The organism is Chachezhania antarctica (assembly GCF_003646465.1).
Taxonomy (GTDB): Bacteria; Pseudomonadota; Alphaproteobacteria; order Rhodobacterales; family Rhodobacteraceae; genus Chachezhania; species Chachezhania antarctica.
In genome coordinates, this window is record NZ_QZEX01000004.1 from 190,492 (window position 1) to 209,423 (window position 18,932).

Annotated in this window: 19 protein-coding genes; 12 read left to right on the forward strand and 7 right to left on the reverse strand. The window is 65.1% G+C overall.

The features are described 5' to 3' along the window. Window positions 1–68: 68 nt before the first annotated feature. The gene (locus D4754_RS09955) at window positions 69–893 is read left to right on the forward strand and encodes an MBL fold metallo-hydrolase (RefSeq protein ID WP_121063034.1); all 825 of its coding nucleotides are present in this window, start codon (window positions 69–71) and stop codon (window positions 891–893) included. 39 nt (window positions 894–932) lie between these two features. Further along, window positions 933–2,363 (forward strand): FAD-binding oxidoreductase, encoded by a 1,431-nt coding sequence (locus D4754_RS09960; RefSeq protein WP_121063036.1) that lies wholly within the window; start codon window positions 933–935, stop codon window positions 2,361–2,363. Between the two features lie 228 nt (window positions 2,364–2,591). Here D4754_RS09960 and D4754_RS09965 read toward each other — a convergent pair whose 3' ends face one another. After that, complete coding sequence (locus D4754_RS09965; protein WP_121063038.1) at window positions 2,592–3,131, reverse strand: adenine phosphoribosyltransferase; 540 nt, start codon at window positions 3,129–3,131, stop codon at window positions 2,592–2,594. Between the two features lie 210 nt (window positions 3,132–3,341). On the opposite strand from D4754_RS09965, the gene D4754_RS23930 reads away from it, so the two are divergent. After that, the gene (locus tag D4754_RS23930; RefSeq protein WP_163025866.1) at window positions 3,342–3,512 is read left to right on the forward strand and encodes a hypothetical protein; all 171 of its coding nucleotides are present in this window, start codon (window positions 3,342–3,344) and stop codon (window positions 3,510–3,512) included. 2 nt (window positions 3,513–3,514) lie between these two features. Here D4754_RS23930 and D4754_RS09970 read toward each other — a convergent pair whose 3' ends face one another. Continuing rightward, window positions 3,515–4,390: an S-methyl-5'-thioadenosine phosphorylase gene (locus tag D4754_RS09970; protein WP_121063040.1), complete on the reverse strand. Its 876-nt coding sequence runs from the start codon at window positions 4,388–4,390 to the stop codon at window positions 3,515–3,517. Between the two features lie 11 nt (window positions 4,391–4,401). Then, window positions 4,402–5,007, reverse strand: a complete 606-nt coding sequence (locus D4754_RS09975; protein ID WP_121063042.1) for a flavin reductase family protein — start codon at window positions 5,005–5,007, stop codon at window positions 4,402–4,404. Between the two features lie 91 nt (window positions 5,008–5,098). Here D4754_RS09975 and D4754_RS09980 point away from each other — a divergent pair, with 91 nt between their 5' ends. The 7 genes from D4754_RS09980 to ptsP all read left to right on the forward strand — a co-directional run bounded on the left by D4754_RS09980 (window position 5,099) and on the right by ptsP (window position 11,863). Then, a complete protein-coding gene (locus tag D4754_RS09980; protein ID WP_121063044.1) occupies window positions 5,099–5,581 on the forward strand; it encodes a GNAT family N-acetyltransferase in 483 nt (160 codons plus the stop codon). A 57-nt stretch (window positions 5,582–5,638) separates the two neighbouring features. Next, window positions 5,639–6,418 (forward strand): EcsC family protein, encoded by a 780-nt coding sequence (locus D4754_RS09985; protein ID WP_121063046.1) that lies wholly within the window; start codon window positions 5,639–5,641, stop codon window positions 6,416–6,418. 181 nt (window positions 6,419–6,599) lie between these two features. Continuing rightward, on the forward strand, window positions 6,600–7,052 hold the full coding sequence (locus D4754_RS09990; protein WP_121063048.1) for an NUDIX hydrolase: 453 nt from the start codon (window positions 6,600–6,602) through the stop codon (window positions 7,050–7,052). A gap of 100 nt (window positions 7,053–7,152) precedes the next feature. Further along, window positions 7,153–7,593 (forward strand): DUF1178 family protein, encoded by a 441-nt coding sequence (locus D4754_RS09995; RefSeq protein WP_121063050.1) that lies wholly within the window; start codon window positions 7,153–7,155, stop codon window positions 7,591–7,593. A 2-nt stretch (window positions 7,594–7,595) separates the two neighbouring features. Next, entirely contained in the window at window positions 7,596–8,252 is a 657-nt protein-coding gene (locus D4754_RS10000; RefSeq protein WP_121063052.1) for an SDR family NAD(P)-dependent oxidoreductase, read from the forward strand. A 74-nt stretch (window positions 8,253–8,326) separates the two neighbouring features. Then, the gene (locus D4754_RS10005) at window positions 8,327–9,565 is read left to right on the forward strand and encodes an aspartate kinase (protein ID WP_121063054.1); all 1,239 of its coding nucleotides are present in this window, start codon (window positions 8,327–8,329) and stop codon (window positions 9,563–9,565) included. Between the two features lie 111 nt (window positions 9,566–9,676). Beyond that, a complete protein-coding gene (gene ptsP / locus D4754_RS10010) occupies window positions 9,677–11,863 on the forward strand; it encodes a phosphoenolpyruvate--protein phosphotransferase (RefSeq protein ID WP_121063397.1) in 2,187 nt (728 codons plus the stop codon). Between the two features lie 101 nt (window positions 11,864–11,964). On the opposite strand, the gene clcA is transcribed toward ptsP, so the two are convergent. Beyond that, the gene (clcA, locus tag D4754_RS10015; RefSeq protein ID WP_121063056.1) at window positions 11,965–13,281 is read right to left on the reverse strand and encodes a H(+)/Cl(-) exchange transporter ClcA; all 1,317 of its coding nucleotides are present in this window, start codon (window positions 13,279–13,281) and stop codon (window positions 11,965–11,967) included. A 309-nt stretch (window positions 13,282–13,590) separates the two neighbouring features. On the opposite strand from clcA, the gene D4754_RS10020 reads away from it, so the two are divergent. Further along, complete coding sequence (locus D4754_RS10020) at window positions 13,591–13,863, forward strand: hypothetical protein (protein WP_121063058.1); 273 nt, start codon at window positions 13,591–13,593, stop codon at window positions 13,861–13,863. Window positions 13,864–13,918: 55 nt separating this feature from the next. Here the strand turns inward: D4754_RS10020 and parE are convergent, their stop codons facing one another. After that, on the reverse strand, window positions 13,919–15,877 hold the full coding sequence (parE, locus tag D4754_RS10025; protein ID WP_121063060.1) for a DNA topoisomerase IV subunit B: 1,959 nt from the start codon (window positions 15,875–15,877) through the stop codon (window positions 13,919–13,921). A 219-nt stretch (window positions 15,878–16,096) separates the two neighbouring features. Beyond that, on the reverse strand, window positions 16,097–16,966 hold the full coding sequence (locus D4754_RS10030) for an alpha/beta fold hydrolase (RefSeq protein ID WP_121063062.1): 870 nt from the start codon (window positions 16,964–16,966) through the stop codon (window positions 16,097–16,099). A gap of 204 nt (window positions 16,967–17,170) precedes the next feature. Between D4754_RS10030 and D4754_RS10035 the strand changes: the two genes are divergently transcribed. Further along, the gene (locus D4754_RS10035; RefSeq protein WP_121063064.1) at window positions 17,171–18,532 is read left to right on the forward strand and encodes an MATE family efflux transporter; all 1,362 of its coding nucleotides are present in this window, start codon (window positions 17,171–17,173) and stop codon (window positions 18,530–18,532) included. On the opposite strand, the gene D4754_RS10040 is transcribed toward D4754_RS10035, so the two are convergent. Further along, window positions 18,529–18,930, reverse strand: coding sequence for a hypothetical protein (locus tag D4754_RS10040; RefSeq protein ID WP_121063066.1), 402 nt, complete (start codon window positions 18,928–18,930; stop codon window positions 18,529–18,531). The two genes, D4754_RS10035 and D4754_RS10040, sit on opposite strands and share 4 nt — an antisense overlap. Window positions 18,931–18,932: the final 2 nt, after the last annotated feature.

Sequence of the window (18,932 nt, forward strand, 5' to 3'; positions counted from 1 at the left end):
TCTCTGATGCTTGAGCGACGGCGCTTTGGCGTTACCCTTTTCCGGGAACAGTCCCCGGAGGGTCATCCATGTTGCGCGTCCTTGTCGTCCTGCTTCTGATCCTGGCCGTGCCCGCCGCGGCCCAGTCACGCCGGCCCAGCCATTGCATCGCCATCGCGGATGCGGCGCCGGGGCTTGAATACCTGCAAAAGGCCGCGTGGACCGATCCGCTGCCCGACGAATACACCGTCCGGCTGCACTACATCACCCATGCCTCGTTCCTGATCCAGACGGCGGGCGGGTTGAACGCGGTGACGGATTACACGGGTTTCCTCGGCGCCACGACACTGGTGCCCGACGTGGTGACCATGAACCACGCGCATGGCAGCCACTGGACCCAGAACCCAGATCCGAACATCCCCCATGTCCTGCCCGGATGGGGCCCGTTCGGGGAAGGCATCGAACACCACCTGGACCTGGGCGAGATGCTGGTGCGCAATGTCTCGACCGATATCCGCTCCGCCTATGGCGGGGTGGAAGAGAACGGCAATTCGATCTTCGTGTTCGAGGTCGGCGGGCTGTGCATCGGGCATCTGGGCCATCTGCACCACGTGCCGAACGATCAGCAATTCGCGGCGCTTGGCCGGCTCGACGTCGTGATCGCACCGGTCGACGGGGGGATGACAATGCCCTTGCCCGAGATGATCAGCGTGTTGCAGCGGCTGAAATCGTCGGTCGTGATCCCCAGCCACTGGTTTTCGGCCTATGCGCTGGGGAATTTCCTGACCGGGATGGAGAACGACTTCGAGATCGAGCTGCTGGACCGGTCGGACTACGAGGTTTCGCTCAGGACACTCCCGTCGCGACCCACCGTCGTGGTGCTGATGCCGTCCTACCTGACCGAGGCAGACTGAGCCCCTTGCCCCCGCCCGCACGCTTGGGCATGGATAGGTATGCCCTTGAACCCTGCAGATGCGGCCTTTGCGGCCCGGCTTGAACGACAGGTCGGCGCGGACGTGCTGCGCCCCGTCGAACCGCGCTATCTTGAAGAACCCCGCGGCCAGTATGCAGGCCACGGCGGGCTCCTGGCCCTGCCACGGACGGTCGAGGAGGTGTCGGCCATCATCACCGCTGCCGCCGAGGCGCGGGTGGGTGTCGTGCCCTATGGCGGCGGCACCGGCCTTGTCGGTGGTCAGGTGGCAGAGGATGGCGGCAGCGCTCCCCTGATCCTGTCGCTGGAGCGCATGACCGCGATCCGCGCCGTCTATCCGGAAGAAAACGTGATGATTGCCGAGGCCGGCGCGATCCTTGCCGATGTACAGGCCGCGGCGCGCGGGGCGGACCGCCTGTTCCCGCTGTCGCTGGCCGCCGAAGGCTCGGCCCGGATCGGGGGCAATCTGTCGACCAATGCGGGCGGCGTGAACGTCCTGCGTTATGGCACGGCGCGGGAGTTGTGCCTGGGGCTGGAGGCCGTGCTGCCCGATGGCCGGATCTGGCACGGGCTGAAGCGGCTGCGGAAGGACAACACGGGCTACGATCTGCGCGATCTGCTGTGCGGCGCGGAAGGCACGCTGGGCGTGATCACCGCTGCCGCGCTGAAGCTGTCGCCCATCCCGGCCGAGATCGGCACCGCGGCCTTGATCGTCCCCGATCCGCGCGCCGCGCTGGGTCTGCTGGCGCTGGCCCAAGACCGGCTGGGTGAGATGGTCAGCGCGTTCGAACTGATCCACCGGCAGGGGCTGGATTTCCTGAGCGAGACGCTCCCTGACATTCGCCAGCCCTTTGCGGACAAGCCCGAATGGCAGGTGCTGATCGAAATCGGCCTGGCGCGCGGCATGGACCCGGTCACGGCGCTTGGCGACCTGTTCGAAGCGGCGATGGAGCGGGATCTGGTCAGCGACGGGATCGTTGCACAATCCGAAGGCCAGCGCGCCGACCTGTGGAACGTGCGGGAGCATATCCCGGATGCGAACCGTCGGATCGGGGCGATCGCCTCCCACGATATCTCGCTGCCCCTGTCCTGCGTGCCGGACTTCATCCAGCGCGCGCCTCAGAAGATCGCGGCGATTGCGGAGGTGCGGATCAACTGCTTCGGCCATCTGGGCGACGGCAACCTGCACTACAACCTGTTCCCAGTGCCGGGCCGGACCCGGGCCGAGTACAAGGACCAGAAGCCGGACCTGACCCACGCGGTGTACGATCTGGTGGCCGAGATGGGCGGCTCGATCAGTGCCGAGCACGGGATCGGGCGGCTGAAGGCGGGTGAACTTGAACGCTACGGCGACCCGGTAAAGCTGGCGGCGATGCGGGCGATCAAGGATGCGCTTGATCCGTGTGGGATCATGAACCCGGGCGCGGTGTTGTTTGTGGACGGGCAGGCCTGACGTCCGACAAGTGTTGGAAGGGCAGCGCCCGACCCTGGGTGGGCGCTGACACGGCGCATTAGGTGTCGGACGCCGGCATCCCGCATTTCATGAGTTCAGAGCGGGATGTTGCCAAAGCGCCCTCGTCGTGCCGAAGGCACGCCTGCGGCGTGACGGGAGGATCGGGCGCTGCCCAGCGTGCCCCGGGCGAAGCGGAAAGTCTATGTCGAGCTGTGAACGGCGGCCCGCTCAGGCGCCCTCGAAAGCGCAGAGCGCGTGGACGTCGAGGTTCATCGCCTCCAGCACCTTGCGTCCGCCAAGTTCCGGCAGTTCGATCACGAAAGCGCAGCTCACGATCTCTCCACCCAGTCGCTCGATCAGCTTCACGCCGGCCTCGGCGGTGCCGCCGGTGGCCAGAAGATCGTCGACCAGCAGGACGCGTTCGTCCGGTTCGATGGCGTCGTCATGCAGTTCCATGATCGCTTCGCCGTATTCCAGCTTGTAATCTTGGCTGATCGTGCGCGCGGGCAGCTTGCCCTTCTTGCGGATCGGCACGAAGCCGACGCTCAGCTGGTGCGCGATGGCGCCGCCCATGATGAAGCCGCGCGCCTCGAGCCCGGCGACCTTGTCGATGCGTTCGCCCGCATAGGGGTGCAGCATCTGGTCGATGGCCATCCGGAAGCCGCGCGGGTCGGCAAACAGGGTCGTCACGTCGCGGAACATGATCCCCTCGTGCGGGAAATCAACGATGGTCCGCACGTAATCCTTGACCGAGGACGGTTTGTTCATGCCTGAAACCCCTTTGCGAAAGCGCCCGCGCGGGTGTGCCACAAGCGACATGACCTGGCAAGCACGCGGCCGGGGTCCGGACAAAACTGCTTTTTGTTCCTGTTACTTAATGTATATACAAACGGTGTAGAGGGGCGATCAGGACGATATCGATTTCGCCTGTCGTTCCGTGACCGAAGCACGTGCCCTTACGATCAGGACTGATGTGACGTGAACAAGAAAGACACCAAGTCGGGCAAGAAGAACAGCCAGCTTGTCTTGCGGCTCGACAAGGCGGAACGCGACGCGTTCGTCGATCTCTGCAAGGAGATGGACACAAGCGCCGCCCGGGAAATCCGGGCGTTCATCCGTTCCTTCCTGAAGAAAAACGCCAAGAAATAGCGTCAGCCTAGCACGCGGCCCGCGACGGCATCCAGCTTCGCCAGCATTTCCGGGTCCCGCTTGTCGGGCGCCGTGAGGATGGCGAAGTCCAGCGCGCGGTCGCAGCCATGGGGGCAGGGCGCGCGGTCCGGTCCCAGCAGCGATGGCATTGCCGCTACGGTCGCGCGGGCCTTGTCGGCGTTGCCCGTCAGAGTGGCGATGATGAAGCTGATATCGACCGATCCGTGATCCGGGTGCCAGCTGTCGTAATCGGTGATCATGGCGACCGAGGCGTAGCAAAGCTCGGCCTCGCGGGCGAGCTTTGCTTCGGGCATGTTGGTCATCCCGATCACGTCGGCACCCCAGCTTTCGCGGTACATCTTAGACTCGGCCAGGGTCGAGAACTGCGGCCCCTCCATCGCCAGATAGGTGCCCGCGTGGTGAACCGTCACGCCGGCGCCTTCTGCGGCCGCGATGCAGGCCTGCCCCAGCCGGCCGCAGGTGGGATGGGCGACGCTGACATGGGCCACGCAGCCGGTGCCGAAGAAGCTTTTCTCGCGCGCGAAGGTCCGGTCGATGAACTGGTCGACGACGACGAAATCCCCCGGTGCCATGTCTTCGCGGAAGGATCCGCAGGCGGAAACGCTGATCACGTCGGTCACGCCCATCCGTTTAAGCGCGTCGATATTGGCGCGGTAGGGGACGGTCGTCGGGCTGTGCACGTGACCGCGGCCGTGGCGGGGCAGGAACACCATCTCCGTGCCGTCCAGCCGGCCCGTCAGCAACGCGTCAGACGGCGCGCCCCATGGCGTGTCGACCTCGGTCCAGGTTGCGTCCTCAAGCCCGTCGATCTCGTAGACGCCCGATCCGCCGATCACGCCGATTACGGTTTCCGCCATGGGTCTTCCTTTCAGTCGTCGGGACGGGCCAGCGAGAAGAGTTCGCTTACCTTGGTGTAATCACGATAGCCTAGCCGCGACAAAGGCTCGTAGGTGGTGATGTCGAAGATCCCGTCGCGCAGGCAGTTGTCGCGGATATGGATGCCCACGACTTCACCCATGACAAGGTAATTCGCCTCGCCCAGTTGCTTCACGATCTGGGTCAGGCGGCATTCCAGTGCCGCCGGCGCGCCGTCGACCCGCGGGCAGTCGATAGTTTCGCAATCGATGGCTGTCACGCGGGCCTTCGTGAACTCGTCCACGCCCTTGGGGAGCGTCTGGGAACTGCGGTTCATCGCGTCGCGCGCGGCATATTCCACGATGTTGATACAGAAGACGCCCGTGTCGCGGATGTTGGCAACCGAATCCTTGGTGCCGTCCTGATCGTCCTTCGCGCTGGTCGATGCGAACATGACCTGCGGTGGCACGTAGGCCGTTGCGTTGAAGAAGGAATAGGGCGCAAGATTCGCGATGCCGTCGCTGTCCCGGGTGGAGACCCAGGCAATGGGGCGCGGCGTGACGATGGCGTTGAAGGGGTTGTGCGGCAGGCCATGACCGTCTTCGGGCCGATAGAACATGTGCAGACTCCAGTGGTTTGCCCAAGGGGTACCGTCATGCTAGGGCGGACGCCACCTCTTAGCGCACAGAACGGGGGCGGGTGGGCCTGACGTGGACTTCCAGATCGAAACGCAGGCCGACTGGTGGGAAGTCGAGGCCCTTTTCGACACGTGTTTCGCCCCGGGGCGCGAGGCGCTGTCGTCGTACCGTTTGCGTGACGGGGTCGATCCGGTCGCGCGGCTGTGCCGCCTGTCGCGGGACGAAACCTGGCAGGTCGCCGGCGCGATCCGGTTCTGGCCGGTCCGTGTGGGTACAGCGCCCTGCCTGCTGCTTGGCCCTGTGGCCGTTCACCCGACCCACCAGTCCGAAGGCCTTGGCGGCGCGCTGATCCACAACAGCCTTGCCACCGCGCGCGAAGACGGATGGGAACGGGTCATGCTGGTGGGCGACGCGCCTTATTACAGCCGCTTCGGGTTCGAGAAGCTGGCTGGGGTCGAGATGCCTCCGCCCACCAACCCCGAACGGGTGCTGGGCCATGCGCTGGTGGACGGCGCGTGGGACGGGATCGAAGGGATCGTGGAGCGCTGGTCCTGAGCGCCGGCTATTGAATTCAGTCCGGTCTGTTCCGATCTTCTGAAGATGGAGAACACGATGACACAGGACCCGCACGTTTTGACCCGCCCGCCCGAAATCGATCTGGACAGCCAGCTTGACGCGCTTGCGGTGCGCTACCGGAAGGCGTCGGGGCCGGGGATTGCGCTGCTGAACACGCTGGGCCTGCAGGCGGAAACGATGATCGATCGCCTGCCGGTTCCGATACGCGACCGCCTGTCCGTCGTGACCGAAAGCGCGCTGACACAGGCCATGCGCGCCGCCCATTTCAGCCGCCGCGCGGTGCCGGACCAATCCCGGCAGGTCAACGCGCTGGTCGCCGGAGCGATGGGGGCGGCGGGCGGCTTCGGCGGGCTGGCCACGTCGATGATCGAGCTTCCGGCAACCACGACGATGCTTCTGCGATCGATCCAGGGGGTCGCGGTGAAGCACGGTTTCGATCCGGCGTCGGAATCGGTCCAGTTCGATTGCGTTCGCGTGCTGGCCGATGGCGGACCTTTGACCAGCGATGATGGGGCGGATACCGGCTTTTTCACCACGCGCCTGTCGGTGACCGGCCCGGCGATGCGCACACTGGTGTCGCGCGTTCTGCCCGGACTGTCGGAATCGCTGGGCCGCAAGCTGGCGACGCGGACGGTCCCGGTTCTGGGCGCCGTGACAGGGGCGGCCACGAACTATGTCTATGCACAATATTACCAGGACCTTGCACATGTCGGCTTCGGATTGCGGAAACTGGCACTGGAGACAGACATGTCGTACGATCTCGTTGTGGATAACTTCGTGGAGAAGCTTAGGGGTAACCCGCGCCAACCCCTTTAAAACAAGCTGCAAACCACTGTTTTTTCCGGTGGATCTTTCTGTTCAGAACGTGCGGAGCAATGCGCGGGCCCCGGCAAAGGCTCCGCGAGGTCCGGTGGCTGGCCCGCTTGTTTCGTGACTCGTTCTGCTGTACATTCTACTCGTGTTAACTTTTGACGTTTTCGCGAGTTTCCATAGACATATGCCCAAGGACGACTCCATCGCACGCGACCAGATCGCACGATCAGTAAGGCAGTTCTCTGCCCTGTGTTTTCGCACTGTGGCGGGCAAGGCCCAGGTGCTGCTTGTCACCTCGCGCGGGTCGGGCCGGTGGATTCTTCCGAAAGGCAACCCGATGGATGGATGCTCCCCGGCGGAGACAGCCCGTCAGGAAGCGTGGGAGGAAGCCGGCGTTTCCGGCAAGGTCTTCGACCGCAGCCTTGGCAGCTTCGATTACATCAAGGATCCTGGTGAGGCAGACATTCCCTGCCGGATCGATGTGTACCCTCTGAAAGTGAAGAAGCTGCTGGATCGCTTCCCGGAAAAGGGCCAGCGCCGCCGCAAGTGGTTCAGCCTGCGTGAAGCCGCGGCAAAGGTGGAGGAGGCCGAGCTGCAGAAAATCCTGCGTTCGTTCGATCCGAAATCAATCGACTGAAGCATCGCGGCCACGGCACCTTGACCCGCCGCGTGGCGTGAATATGTAATACTCTGCCCGGTCGACCCGAACATGAAGGGCGGCGCGCGCGGAGGTTTCGATGATCCGTTATGCTCTGAAATGCAGCCAAGGCCATGATTTCGAAAGCTGGTTCCAGTCGGCCGCCGCTTACGAAAAGCTTTCGGACGCGGGCATGATCTCCTGCAGTACCTGCGGGGACGGATCGGTGAAGAAGGCGCTGATGGCGCCGCCCGTTTCGGCCCCGGGAGAGGTCGAAGCGCAAAAGGACAGCCAAAGGGGCGACCTGACCGCGCCGAAATCCGACAGGGAAAAGGCCATTGCCGCGCTGCGCCAAAAGGTCGAGGCGAACTCCGACTATGTCGGGCTCAGCTTCGCGGCCGAGGCGCGGGCGATGCATGACGGCGACACCCCGCACCGCGCGATCCACGGCGAGGCAAAGCCCGAAGACGCCCGCAAACTGATCGAGGACGGCGTGCCAGTGGCACCGCTGCCATTCCTGCCGACACGGAAGGCCAACTGACCATGAAAATCGTGATGACCGGTGTGAACCGCGGCGTCGGCGCGGCGCTTTACGCTGCGTATTCCGAGGCCGGGCACGATGTGCTGGGCACCGCCCGCGACGGCTCTGCCGACGTGACGCTGGACGTCACCGACCCGGACGCCTTCGAACCCTTCGCCGCGACGGTGGAGGGCCATGTCGGTTCCGGCGGTCTGGACCTGCTGGTCTGCAATGCCGGCGTCTACATCGACAAGGGCCAGCCGCTTGACGGCGGCTATCCGGCGGACATGTGGGCGCAGACCTTTGCCGTGAACGTCACCGGCGTCTTCCTGACCATCCAGTCGCTGCTGCCCAGCCTGCGCCGCGCAGGCGCAGGGCGGATCGCGATCGTATCGTCTGTCATGGCATCGCAGGAAAACGCGCCGGGCGGCAGCTATATCTATCGGTCCTCCAAGGCCGCGGTTCTGAACCTTGGCCGCAACCTTGCCCGGGATCTCGTGGCCGACGGTATTTCCGTGGGCATCTATCATCCCGGCTGGGTGCGGACCGACATGGGCGGCCCGCAGGCCGCGGTTTCGCCACAGGAGTCTGCCCAAGGCCTGATGATCCGGTTCGAGGCGCTTGGCCCCGGCACAACGGGATGTTTCGAGGCATGGGACGGTGCGTCCATTCCTCTCTGACGCAGCCTTGCACCCACGCGGGGGACCGCGTAAACGGCCCCGGACCTGAAGACCCAAGCCAAAGGCGCGATCCCATGCCCGTACTCGTCATGAAATTCGGTGGCACCTCGGTTGCCAATCTCGACCGGATTCGGCGTGCGGCGAAACGGGTCGGCGTCGAAGTGGCGAATGGTTACGAAGTGATCGTCATCGTGTCGGCCATGTCGGGCAAGACGAACGAGCTTGTGGGCTGGGTAAACGAAACCTCTCCCTTGTTCGACGCGCGGGAATACGATGCCGTCGTGTCCTCGGGCGAGAACGTGACCGCCGGGCTGATGGCGCTGACGCTTCAGGAAATGGACGTGCCGGCGCGCAGCTGGCAGGGCTGGCAGGTGCCGGTCAAGACGACGTCGGCCCATTCCGTCGCCCGGATCGAGGAGATCGGCACCGAGGCGATCAACGGCAAGTTCGCCGATGGCATGCGCGTGGCCGTCGTTGCGGGCTTTCAGGGTGTCAGCGCCGAAGGCCGCATTGCCACGCTGGGCCGCGGCGGCAGCGACACCACGGCGGTGGCCTTTGCCGCGGCCTTCGATGCCGAACGCTGCGATATCTACACGGACGTCGATGGCGTCTATACCACCGATCCCCGTGTGTGCGACAAGGCCCGCAAGCTCGACCGGATCGCGTTCGAGGAAATGCTGGAACTGGCCTCGCTGGGTGCGAAAGTGCTGCAGACCCGTTCCGTTGAGCTGGCAATGCGTTACAAGGTGAAGCTGCGCGTCCTGTCCAGCTTCGAGGAAATGTCCGATGAAGCGGGCACGCTGGTCTGCGACGAGGAGGAAATCATGGAATCCAAGGTTGTGGCCGGGGTGGCCTTTTCGCGCGACGAAGCGAAGCTGACGCTGATCGGCGTGGATGACAGGCCCGGTGTGGCCGCGTCGATCTTCACCGCTCTGTCCGATGCGGGCGTGCTGGTCGACATGATCGTGCAGAACATCGCCGAAGATGAACGCACAGACATGACGTTCTCGTGCCCGACGGTCGAGGTGAAGCGTGCCCAGCACGCGCTGCAGGCGGCCTGCGAAAAGGGCGATCTGGGCTATGCCGACCTGGTGGTCGACGATGCGGTCGCCAAGGTGTCCGTCGTGGGCATCGGCATGCGCTCGCAATCGGGTGTGGCATCGAAAATGTTCCAGGTACTCTCGCAGGAGGGTATCAACATTAAGGTCATTACAACTTCAGAGATAAAGATTTCCGTTCTGATCGATCGGAAATACATGGAACTTGCCGTGCAGGCCCTGCATGATGCCTTCGAACTGGAGCGCGCGGAGTAGCGACCGCCTTGCCGCGCCCCACCGGACGACAGTGAGGGGCCGAACAGCGCCGTGACACAGGATCGTTTCGAAACGGAAAGCCGCAAGCTCTTGCGGCGGCTGCGGGATGTGATGGCCAGCGAAGACGCGGGCCAGACACGTCTCGACATGATCACCCACCTGATCGCCGACAGCATGGGGACCGAGGTCTGTTCGGTCTACCTGTTCCGGGACGAGGACACGCTGGAGCTTTGCGCAACCGAAGGTCTGCAAGCCGAGGCGGTGCACAAGACGCGCATGCGACTGGGCGAAGGCCTTGTGGGCCGCGTGGCGCGCACGGGTTCGGCCGTGAACACGCCCAACGCCCCCGCAGAGCCCAACTTCCGCTACATGCCCGAAACGGGGGAGGAACGGTATTCGTCCTTCCTGGGTATCCCGATTCAGCGTCTGGGTCAGGTGCTGGGCGTGCTGGTCGTGCAATCACTGGACGCGCGGGTCTTTTCCGCAGACGAGGTCTACGGGCTGGAAGTCGTGGCGATGGTGCTGGCCGAGATGACCGAGCTGGGCGCCTTCGTCGGCGAAGGCGCGGCGCTGACGCGGCCGCATCAGCAATCGGTGATGATGCGCGGAACGACGGCGCAGGAGGGCGCGGCCGAAGGCCATGTCTGGCTGCACGAACCGCGGGTCGTCGTGACGAACCCGGTGGCCGAGGATCCGGTGAAGGAGGTCGAGCGCCTGCGGGCGGCCGTGGAACGGCTTCGGGGCGATGTCGACCGGATGCTGGAGATGGCCGGTGCGTCCGACAAGGATCACAGGCAGGTGCTTGAAACCTACCGGATGTTCGCGAACTCCAAGGGCTGGATCCGCCGGATGGAGGAGGACGTAAGCCGCGGGCTGAGCGCCGAGGCCGCGGTGGAGAAGGAGCAATCCGAAGCCCGCACGCGGATGCTGCGGGTCGCGGATGCCTACCTGCGCGAGCGTCTGTCGGACCTTGACGACCTGTCGAACCGGCTGCTGCGGCTGCTGACGGGCCAGGGGCAGAAGACGGGCGCGGAAATGCCGGGCGATCCGATCCTCGTGGCGCGCAACATCGGGCCGGGCGAACTGCTGGAATATGGCCGCACGTTGCGGGGAATCGTGCTGGAAGACGGCTCGGTCGGGAGCCACGCGGCGGTGATCGCCCGGGCGCTGGCCATTCCGCTGATCGTCCACGCAAAGCGGGCCACGACCGAGGCGCTGAACGGCGATTTGATCCTTGTCGACGGGGACCAGGGGCAAGTGCACCTGCGCCCCGACGATACGGTGGCCAGCGCCTTCCGCGACAAGATCGCGATGCAGGCGCAGGCACAGAAACGCTATGCCTCGATCCGCGAGGAGCCGGCTGTTTCACGCGATGGGGCGCGCGTCCACCTGATGATGAACGCGGGGCTGATGGCCGATCTGCCGTCGCTAGAAGGCTCGGGCGCCGAAGGGGTGGGGCTGTTTCGGACGGAACTGCAATTCTTGGTCCGCAACCAGATGCCGAAACGGTCCGAATTGTCGGCGCTCTATGCCCGCGTGCTGGAGGCGGCGGGGGGCAGGAAGGTGGTGTTTCGGACGCTGGATATCGGGTCGGACAAGGTGCTGCCCTACATGAAGGCCACAGACGAGCCCAACCCGGCCCTGGGCTGGCGGGCCATCCGGGTGGGGCTGGACAAGCCTGGCGTGCTGCGGATGCAGTTGCAGGCGTTGCTGCGCGCGGCGGCGGGCAAACCGCTGACGATCATGTTCCCTTTCGTGGCGCAGTTCGAGGAATACCGCGCCGCCTGCGCCGAGGTCGACAAGGCAATCGCGCGCGAGGAACGGCTGGGCCATCCTCTGCCCGAAACCCTGGACGTGGGCGCGATGCTCGAGACGCCGTCGCTGGCATTCGCACCGAAGAAGTTCTTTGACGAGGTCGGGTTCCTGTCCATCGGCGGCAATGATCTGAAGCAGTTCTTCTTCGCCGCCGACCGTGAGAATGAGCGCGTCCGCAGGCGCTACGACACCCTGAACGTCAGCTTCCTTGGGCTGATCGAACAGATCGTGAAACGTTGCGAAGAAAGCGACACGCCGCTCAGCTTCTGTGGCGAAGATGCAGGCCGGCCGGTCGAGGCGCTGTGCCTGGCGGCGATCGGTCTGCGGACCCTGTCGATGCGCCCGGCGTCCATCGGGCCGGTGAAGAGCCTGCTGCTGCGGTCAGACCTGGAGCAGGTGGCCGACATCATCGCCGAGGCGCGGGAGCAGGGCGAACAGTCGGTGCGTCCGGCCGTGATGAAATACCTGCGGGACAGCGAATGATTTGCGCCGCGCCTTGCGCGCGTCGCCCGGGCAGGCGGGGGGCTGCCGCCCCCCGCACCCCCCGCCCTGGGGAATGACATTCCCCCGGACCCCCGTAAGGTTCAGTCTTCTTCTTCGCCGGCTTTGCGTTTGGTCAGCTGGCTGTAGATCGGTTTGCCGCCAAGGGTTTCGGCCGTGAAGGTGGCAAGGATCGAGGTGACCATGATCGACAGGATCAGGTCCGTCGCACCGGTCATCTCCACCACGATCACGATACCCGTCAGCGGGGCCCGGACCATCGCGGCAAAAAGCGCGCCCATCCCGGCGACGGCAAAGATACCGACAGGCAGATCGCTGATCAGGCCCAGCTGCGTCAGGATCGCGCCGTACAGCAGGCCGATGGCCGTGCCGATGGACAGCATCGGCGCGAACAGACCGCCCGGCACGCCCGAGGAGTAGCTGGCCATCAGCATCAGGCTGCGGGCCAGGAACAGCACGAAAAGCCCCACCGCCCCCGGATGCACCGTGATGTCGGCCACGACGAGCCCTTCGCCGCCGCCGGTGGCCGTCGGCGCGAGGATGACCAGAACGCCCGCAATCCCGCCGACCAGTGCGGCCCAGAGATAGGGCACGCGTTGCGGAAGGCCGGCAAAGACCTTGACGCGGTTCACGATCCCGGCGTTCAGCAGCACCCCGAAGGCGCCGATGAAGATCCCCAGCGGCAGCATCAGCAGCATGTCGATGATCGCGGGATCGCGGTAATGCGGGATGTCGAGGATCGGCCCCTGGCTGAAGAGCCTGTCATTGACCATCGTCGCCACGACGCAGGCCAGGATCACGGCCTGGAACGAGCGGAACTTGAAATCGAAGACGCGCCGCATCTCTTCCGTCACGAATATGATGCCGGCCAGGGGGGCGTTGAAGGCCGCGGCAAGGCCCGCGCCCGCGCCCGCGGTGATGGCGGCCAGCGTGTTGCGGCGGCTCATCTTCGTGATCTCGGCGATCATTGCGGCCATGGCGCCGCCAAGGTGGATCGTCGGGCCTTCGCGGCCCAGAACAAGGCCGGAGCCGATGCCCGCCAGGCCAGCCCCGAGTTTCACGGGGATGACGCGGCGCCAGTCGAGCGTGCGGTCACCCCGCAGGGTTTCGATGATCTCGGGGATGCCACTGCCGGCCGTGTCGGGCGCGAACCTGCGGACCAGCCATGTGCCGCCGCAGGTCAGCGCCGCGGCGGCAAGACCGGCGATGATGACCGCGGGCAGGGTGCCCAGGCTGTCGGATGTGCGCAACGAATGGCGAAACGTGTGCATCGCATCGAGCCCGGCATGCAGGACCGAAGACGCCGCTCCGGTGGCGAGGCCAACACCGACGATCAGAATGTAGAAAACGAAAATCTGTAACCGGGTCTCTTCTGTTTCGTCGCGGGGCGTGGCGTCCATGGGCTGTTTCTCCGGGAAGTCGCGGGCCTTCGACCCCTAGCCCGGCTTTGCCGCGGGGCTCAAGCGCGGCGATGTCGCCAATGGCAATGAGAGGCGCGTCTGGTGCGCGGCGACAACGTGGCGCGCGGGGGCGGCATCCGGCAGATCGGTGATTTTGCTGACGGCCGGAGAGCCGGCGGTCACCGCCGCCCTGTGTTGCGCATTTGGCCTGCGGTCGCTGGCATTCGTGCCCAAGCACTTGGCATCGTTTCGATTCTGACGCAAAGTCGGCGCCAAGGACCGACAGCAATCCAATCGGAGACCGGAATAATGCCGAATGCAAGTGCTCGCATAGCCGTTCTGGGCGCCGTGGTGCTGGGCGCGATGGTCCTGTCCGGCTGCGAAGGATCCGGCGTGAACAAGACACCGGGGCTGACGGGCGAGCTTCGCGAGAAGAAGCTTCAATGCGATGCCGGCAACTATGCGATGTGCGCCGATATCGGGCATGCCATGGCCGACGAGCGGCATGAAAAGGGCATGTGGGACGGCAACCGACCCTGGACGACGACGACGCACAACGCACTCCTGAGAGCACCCTCCTGACGATCCCGGACCCGCGACAGGCCGCGCCGGTCGCGGCAATGGCCCGGCGTTCGCTTCAGACGTCGAGCTCTTCCACGAAGCGGGCGTTTTCCTGGATGTACTGGAACCGCAGTTCGGGCTTCTTGCCCATAAGCCGTTCGACCAGATCGCCGGTTTCGCCCGGTTCGTCCTCGTCAATGGTCACGCGGATCAGCTTGCGCGATTTCGGGTCCATCGTGGTTTCCTTCAGGTCCTTGGCGTCCATTTCGCCCAGGCCCTTGAAGCGGGACACGTCGATCTTGCCCTTGCCGCCCAGCCCCTTTTCGAACCACGCGTCACGCTCGGCCTGATCGATGCAGTAAACCCGTTTGGCCCCCTGTGTCAGCCGGAAGAGCGGCGGACAGGCAAGGTAGAGATGTCCGTGATCGATCAGCGGCCGCATCTGGGTGAAGAAGAACGTCATCAGGAGCGAGGCGATATGCGCGCCGTCGACATCGGCGTCGGTCATGATGATGACCTTGTCGTAGCGCAGATCGTCGATGTTGAACCGCGTGCCCAGGCTGACGCCAAGCGCCTGAGAAAGGTCGGAAATCTCGGCGTTCGAAGTGAGCTTGGACGACGCGGCCCCCAGGACGTTGAGGATCTTGCCGCGAAGGGGCAAAAGCGCCTGTGTCTTGCGGTCCCGCGCCATCTTGGCCGAGCCGCCGGCGCTGTCGCCTTCGACGAGGAAGATCTCGGTCCCGTCGCGGGCGTTGGAGGAGCAGTCGACCAGCTTGCCGGGCAGGCGCAGCTTCTTGGTGGCGGTCTTCCGGGCGGTTTCCTTTTCCTGCTTCCGGCGCAGACGTTCATCGGCCCGCAGGATCAGGAAATCGAGGATCGCGCCCGCGGCCTTTGTATCGGCGGCCAGCCAGTTGTCGAAATGGTCGCGCACGGCGCCTTCGACAAGGCGCTGGGCCTCGCTCGTGGCAAGCCGGTCCTTGGTCTGGCCCACGAATTCCGGCTCGCGAATGAAGCAGGACACCAGCGCGCAGCCGCCGGTCAGCAGGTCGTCGCGGTTGATCTGGGTGGCCTTCTTGTTGCCGACCAGTTCGCCGTAGGCGCGAATGCCCTTCAGGATCGCGGACCAGAACCCGGCCTCGTGCGTGCCGCCTTCGGGGGTGGGGACCGTGTTGCAGTAGCTCTGAAGGAACCCGTCGCGCGCGGGCGTCCAGTTGATCGCCCATTCAACCTTGCCGGGGGTGTTGAACTTCTCGCGGAAGTCCACGGTGCCGGCGAAGGGCTTGTCGGCATAGGTCGAGGCGGTGCCCAGTGTTTCGTTCAGGTAATCGGCCAGCCCGCCGGGGAAGTGGAACGTGGCTTCCAGGGGCGTCTGGCCATCGTCGATAGCGGATTTCCAGCGAATCTCGACACCCGAGAAAAGGTAGGCCTTGGAGCGGATCGACTTGAACAGACGCGCGGGCTTGAAGCGGTGGGAGCCGAAGATTTCCTCGTCCGCGTGGAAGGTCGTCGTGGTGCCACGGCGGTTCGGCGCGGCACCGATTTCTTCGAGCGGACCCAGCGGCACGCCGCGGGAGAATCGCTGTTCGACCAGCTTTCGGTCACGGGCGACCTGGACCACCATCGAATCGGAGAGCGCGTTGACGACCGACGCGCCGACGCCGTGCAGGCCGCCCGACGTCTCGTAAGCCTTGCCCGAGAACTTGCCCCCCGCGTGGAGCGTGCACAGGATGACTTCCAGTGCGGACTTGCCGGGGAATTTCGGATGCGGATCGAAGGGCATGCCCCGGCCGTTGTCGCGGATTGTGATGGAGTGGTCTTCGTGAAGCTCGACCTCGATCCGGTTGGCGTGGCCCGCGACGGCCTCGTCCATGGAGTTGTCGAGCACTTCGGCCACAAGGTGGTGGAGCGCGCGTTCATCCGTCCCGCCGATATACATGCCCGGACGCTTGCGCACGGGTTCGAGGCCTTCGAGCACCTCGATGGAGGACGCGTTGTAATCGCCCTGGGGCGTCTCTGGCAGAAGGTCTTCGGGCATGGGGCTGCTCTTTTTCTTGATGTCCGCGAATATGACAGGGATGGGCGGTTGAGAAAAGGGGAGCAGGGCGTTCGGAGCGAGAGTTTCGTAGGGAATGGCCAGCGTTGAGGCAGGCCGTAGGATTTGCGCCGCGTTCCGCGTCGCCCGGGCGGGGGGCTGCCACCCCCCGCACCCCCAGCCCGGGGGATGACCCATCCCCCGGACCCCCGGGGCCGGGGTTCAGCCGTCGATCCAGGTCAGGATCTCTTTGGCGACTCGATCCGGTTGCTGGTGGCAGATCCAGTGGTCGGCGTCCGGCACCTCGATCCGGGTGAGGTTGGGGGCGAACACCTCCAGCCCTTCGGTGGATTCGGGCAGCAGCGCGGTATCGTTTAAGCCCCAGATCAGAAGATGCGGGCAGCGGACCTTTAGCCGGTCGACCGGATAGTCGGGCAGGTCGTCTATCGTCTCGCCCGGCTTGGGCACCCGGATGGGGGAGGCGCGGTACCAGTTGATCATGGTCTGCAGGCGGTCTTTCCATGCGTCCTCGTAGGCGGCCTTTCGGTCGCCCGCGAGCCAGCTGGTATCCATCTTGGCCGAGAACAGGGAGTGCAGCTTTTCGAAGCCGTTCTTGCCCAGGATCTCGTGGGAATCGTCGCGGCGCAGGAAGGAGATGTATTGCGACGCATCGGTCTGCGCGCCGCCCCTTGCCAGCGCGCGCTGGTAGGGGACGGGATGCACGCCGTTCAGGATGATCAGCCGGTCGATCTTCTCGGGACAAGAAAACGCGAGACCATAGGCGATGGCGGCGCCCCAGTCGTGGCCCAGAAGCGTCACCCGGCCGCCCAGATGGTCGATCAGGGCAGACATGTCGCCCACGAGCGCCGAGACCGCGTAGTTCTCGACGCCCTCGGGCGCCCAGCTGTTGCCGTATCCGCGCTGGTCGGGCGCGATGCAGTGGAAGCGATCCGACAGCAGGGGGGCCAGGTCCTCCCACGCGCCGGAATATTCGGGATAGCCGTGCAGCATCAGAAGCGGTGGCAGGTCGGGATCGCCCCACCGGCGCAGGAAGAAGGGGTTGCCGCCAAGCTGAATGGTTTCGGTGCGCATGTTCTGGCTCCTGATCGGTCGGTAAGGTCTGTGGGTTGCGCGTGAGGTGAGCAGGGGCGCCCGGGTGGCGGGCTGTCCAAGGGACACAGTAACAATGGCAGGGTCCCGTCGGGTCATTACCCTGCGTCGCTCTGGCGTGGTGTTCGCAGGTTGGCCGGGTGCATCCTGTATTGCCTCTGCCTGCGCCCGCTTCTAAGGGGAGACATGTCCGCAATCCTGTCCTACCGAGCGCATGCGCGCGCCGTGGCCGCGCTTGGCCTGCCGTTGATCGGCGGGCACGTGGCGCAGTACGCCATCGGCCTGGGCGACACGATCATGCTGGGCTGGTACGGCGTGGCGGAACTGGCGGCGATCTCGCTCGCGTCGAGCCTGTTTTTCACGATCTTCCTTCTGGGCTGCGGCTTTGCCTGGGCGGTGATGCCGATGGTCGCTGCCTCGGCGGCGGCGGATGACGAAACCGCGGTGCGACGCACGACGCGTATGGGACTCTGGCTTTCGACGATCTACGCCATGCTCGCGCTGCCGGCGATGATCTGGTCGGAATCGATTCTCGTTGCCCTGGGGCAGACCGCGGCCGTGGCCCGGCTTGGCGCCGATTACCTGCAGCTTGCAGGCTTCGGTCTGCTGCCGGCGCTGCTGGTGATGGTGCTGAAATCCTACCTCGCCGCGCTGGAGCGGAGCCAGGTCGTGTTCTGGATCACTGTGTTTGCCGCGGGCGTGAACGCTGTGGCCAATTACGCGCTGATCTTCGGCCACTGGGGCATGCCCGAACTGGGGATTCGCGGGGCGGCCATCGGGTCGATCTTCACCCACTGCCTGTCACTGGCCGCGGCGGTGGGCTATGCCGTGCTTGTCCTGCCGGAACATTCGCTGTTCCAGCGGCTGTGGCGCCCGGACTGGGACATGTTCGGCAAGGTGCTGCGGCTGGGCGTGCCTATCGGGCTCACGGTGCTGAGCGAGGTGACGATGTTCTCGGGCTCGGCCGTGATGATGGGTTGGCTGGGAACGGAAACGCTGGCGGCCCATGGGGTCGTGATCACGGTCAGCGGGGCCACATTCATGGTGCACATGGGCCTGTCGAATGCCGGCACGATTCGCGCGGGCCAGTCCTATGGCCGCAGCGACCGGGGCAACCTCGCCCGTGGCGCGGTCGTGGTTCTGGTCATGTCCATGGCCATGGCGCTGGCGACGACGGCGGTGTTCCTGTTGGCTCCGGAAATGCTGATGTCGCTGTTCCTGGACCGCGATGCCGACACTCGCGCTGCGATCCTTGCCATCGGCGTCGGTCTTTTCGCGGTGGCCGGGCTGTTCCAGCTGGCCGACGGGGCGCAGGCCATTGCCACCGGTCTTTTGCGCGGGGTGCAGGATACCGGCGTGCCGATGCTGATCGCGGCGATGGCCTATTGGGGCATAGGCATTCCCGCGTCCTACATTCTTGGGTTCCCGTTCGGCTTTGGCGGCGTCGGCGTCTGGGCCGGGCTCGTCCTTGGCCTTGCGGCGGCCGGGGTGCTGCTGATGTGGCGCTTCTGGACCTTCGGCATGTCGCGGATCCCGGCGCACGCCTAGCCTTTTGTCAGCCGGTCCGCCTTCTTGCGCACCAGGACCGTGCGCAGATCATGCATGGCCAGAAGCAGGTTGTCGGTCACCTGTTCAAGCTGATCGTCCGTGGCCCGTGTCTGGACCCAGTGCGCCGTGGCGTTGAGGTGATCGATAGCGCGGAAGATGTCGTCGATATCCCGCTGCGCCAGAACGGTTTTCCGTTCCTCGATCCACGCGTCGATCCGGACCTTGTCGGCGTCGGTCAGGGTGCGGTTGCCGTGCGGCTTGATCTCGCCGTTTCGGATATTGACCACGGCGATCTGGTCCATCTCTATCCGCCGCTGTCGGTTTTCCGTGTCCACGCGGTAGACGAAGGCGCCATTGTCGCGGACACGGAAGTAGTATTCGGGAAGCCGGGAGGTCATTC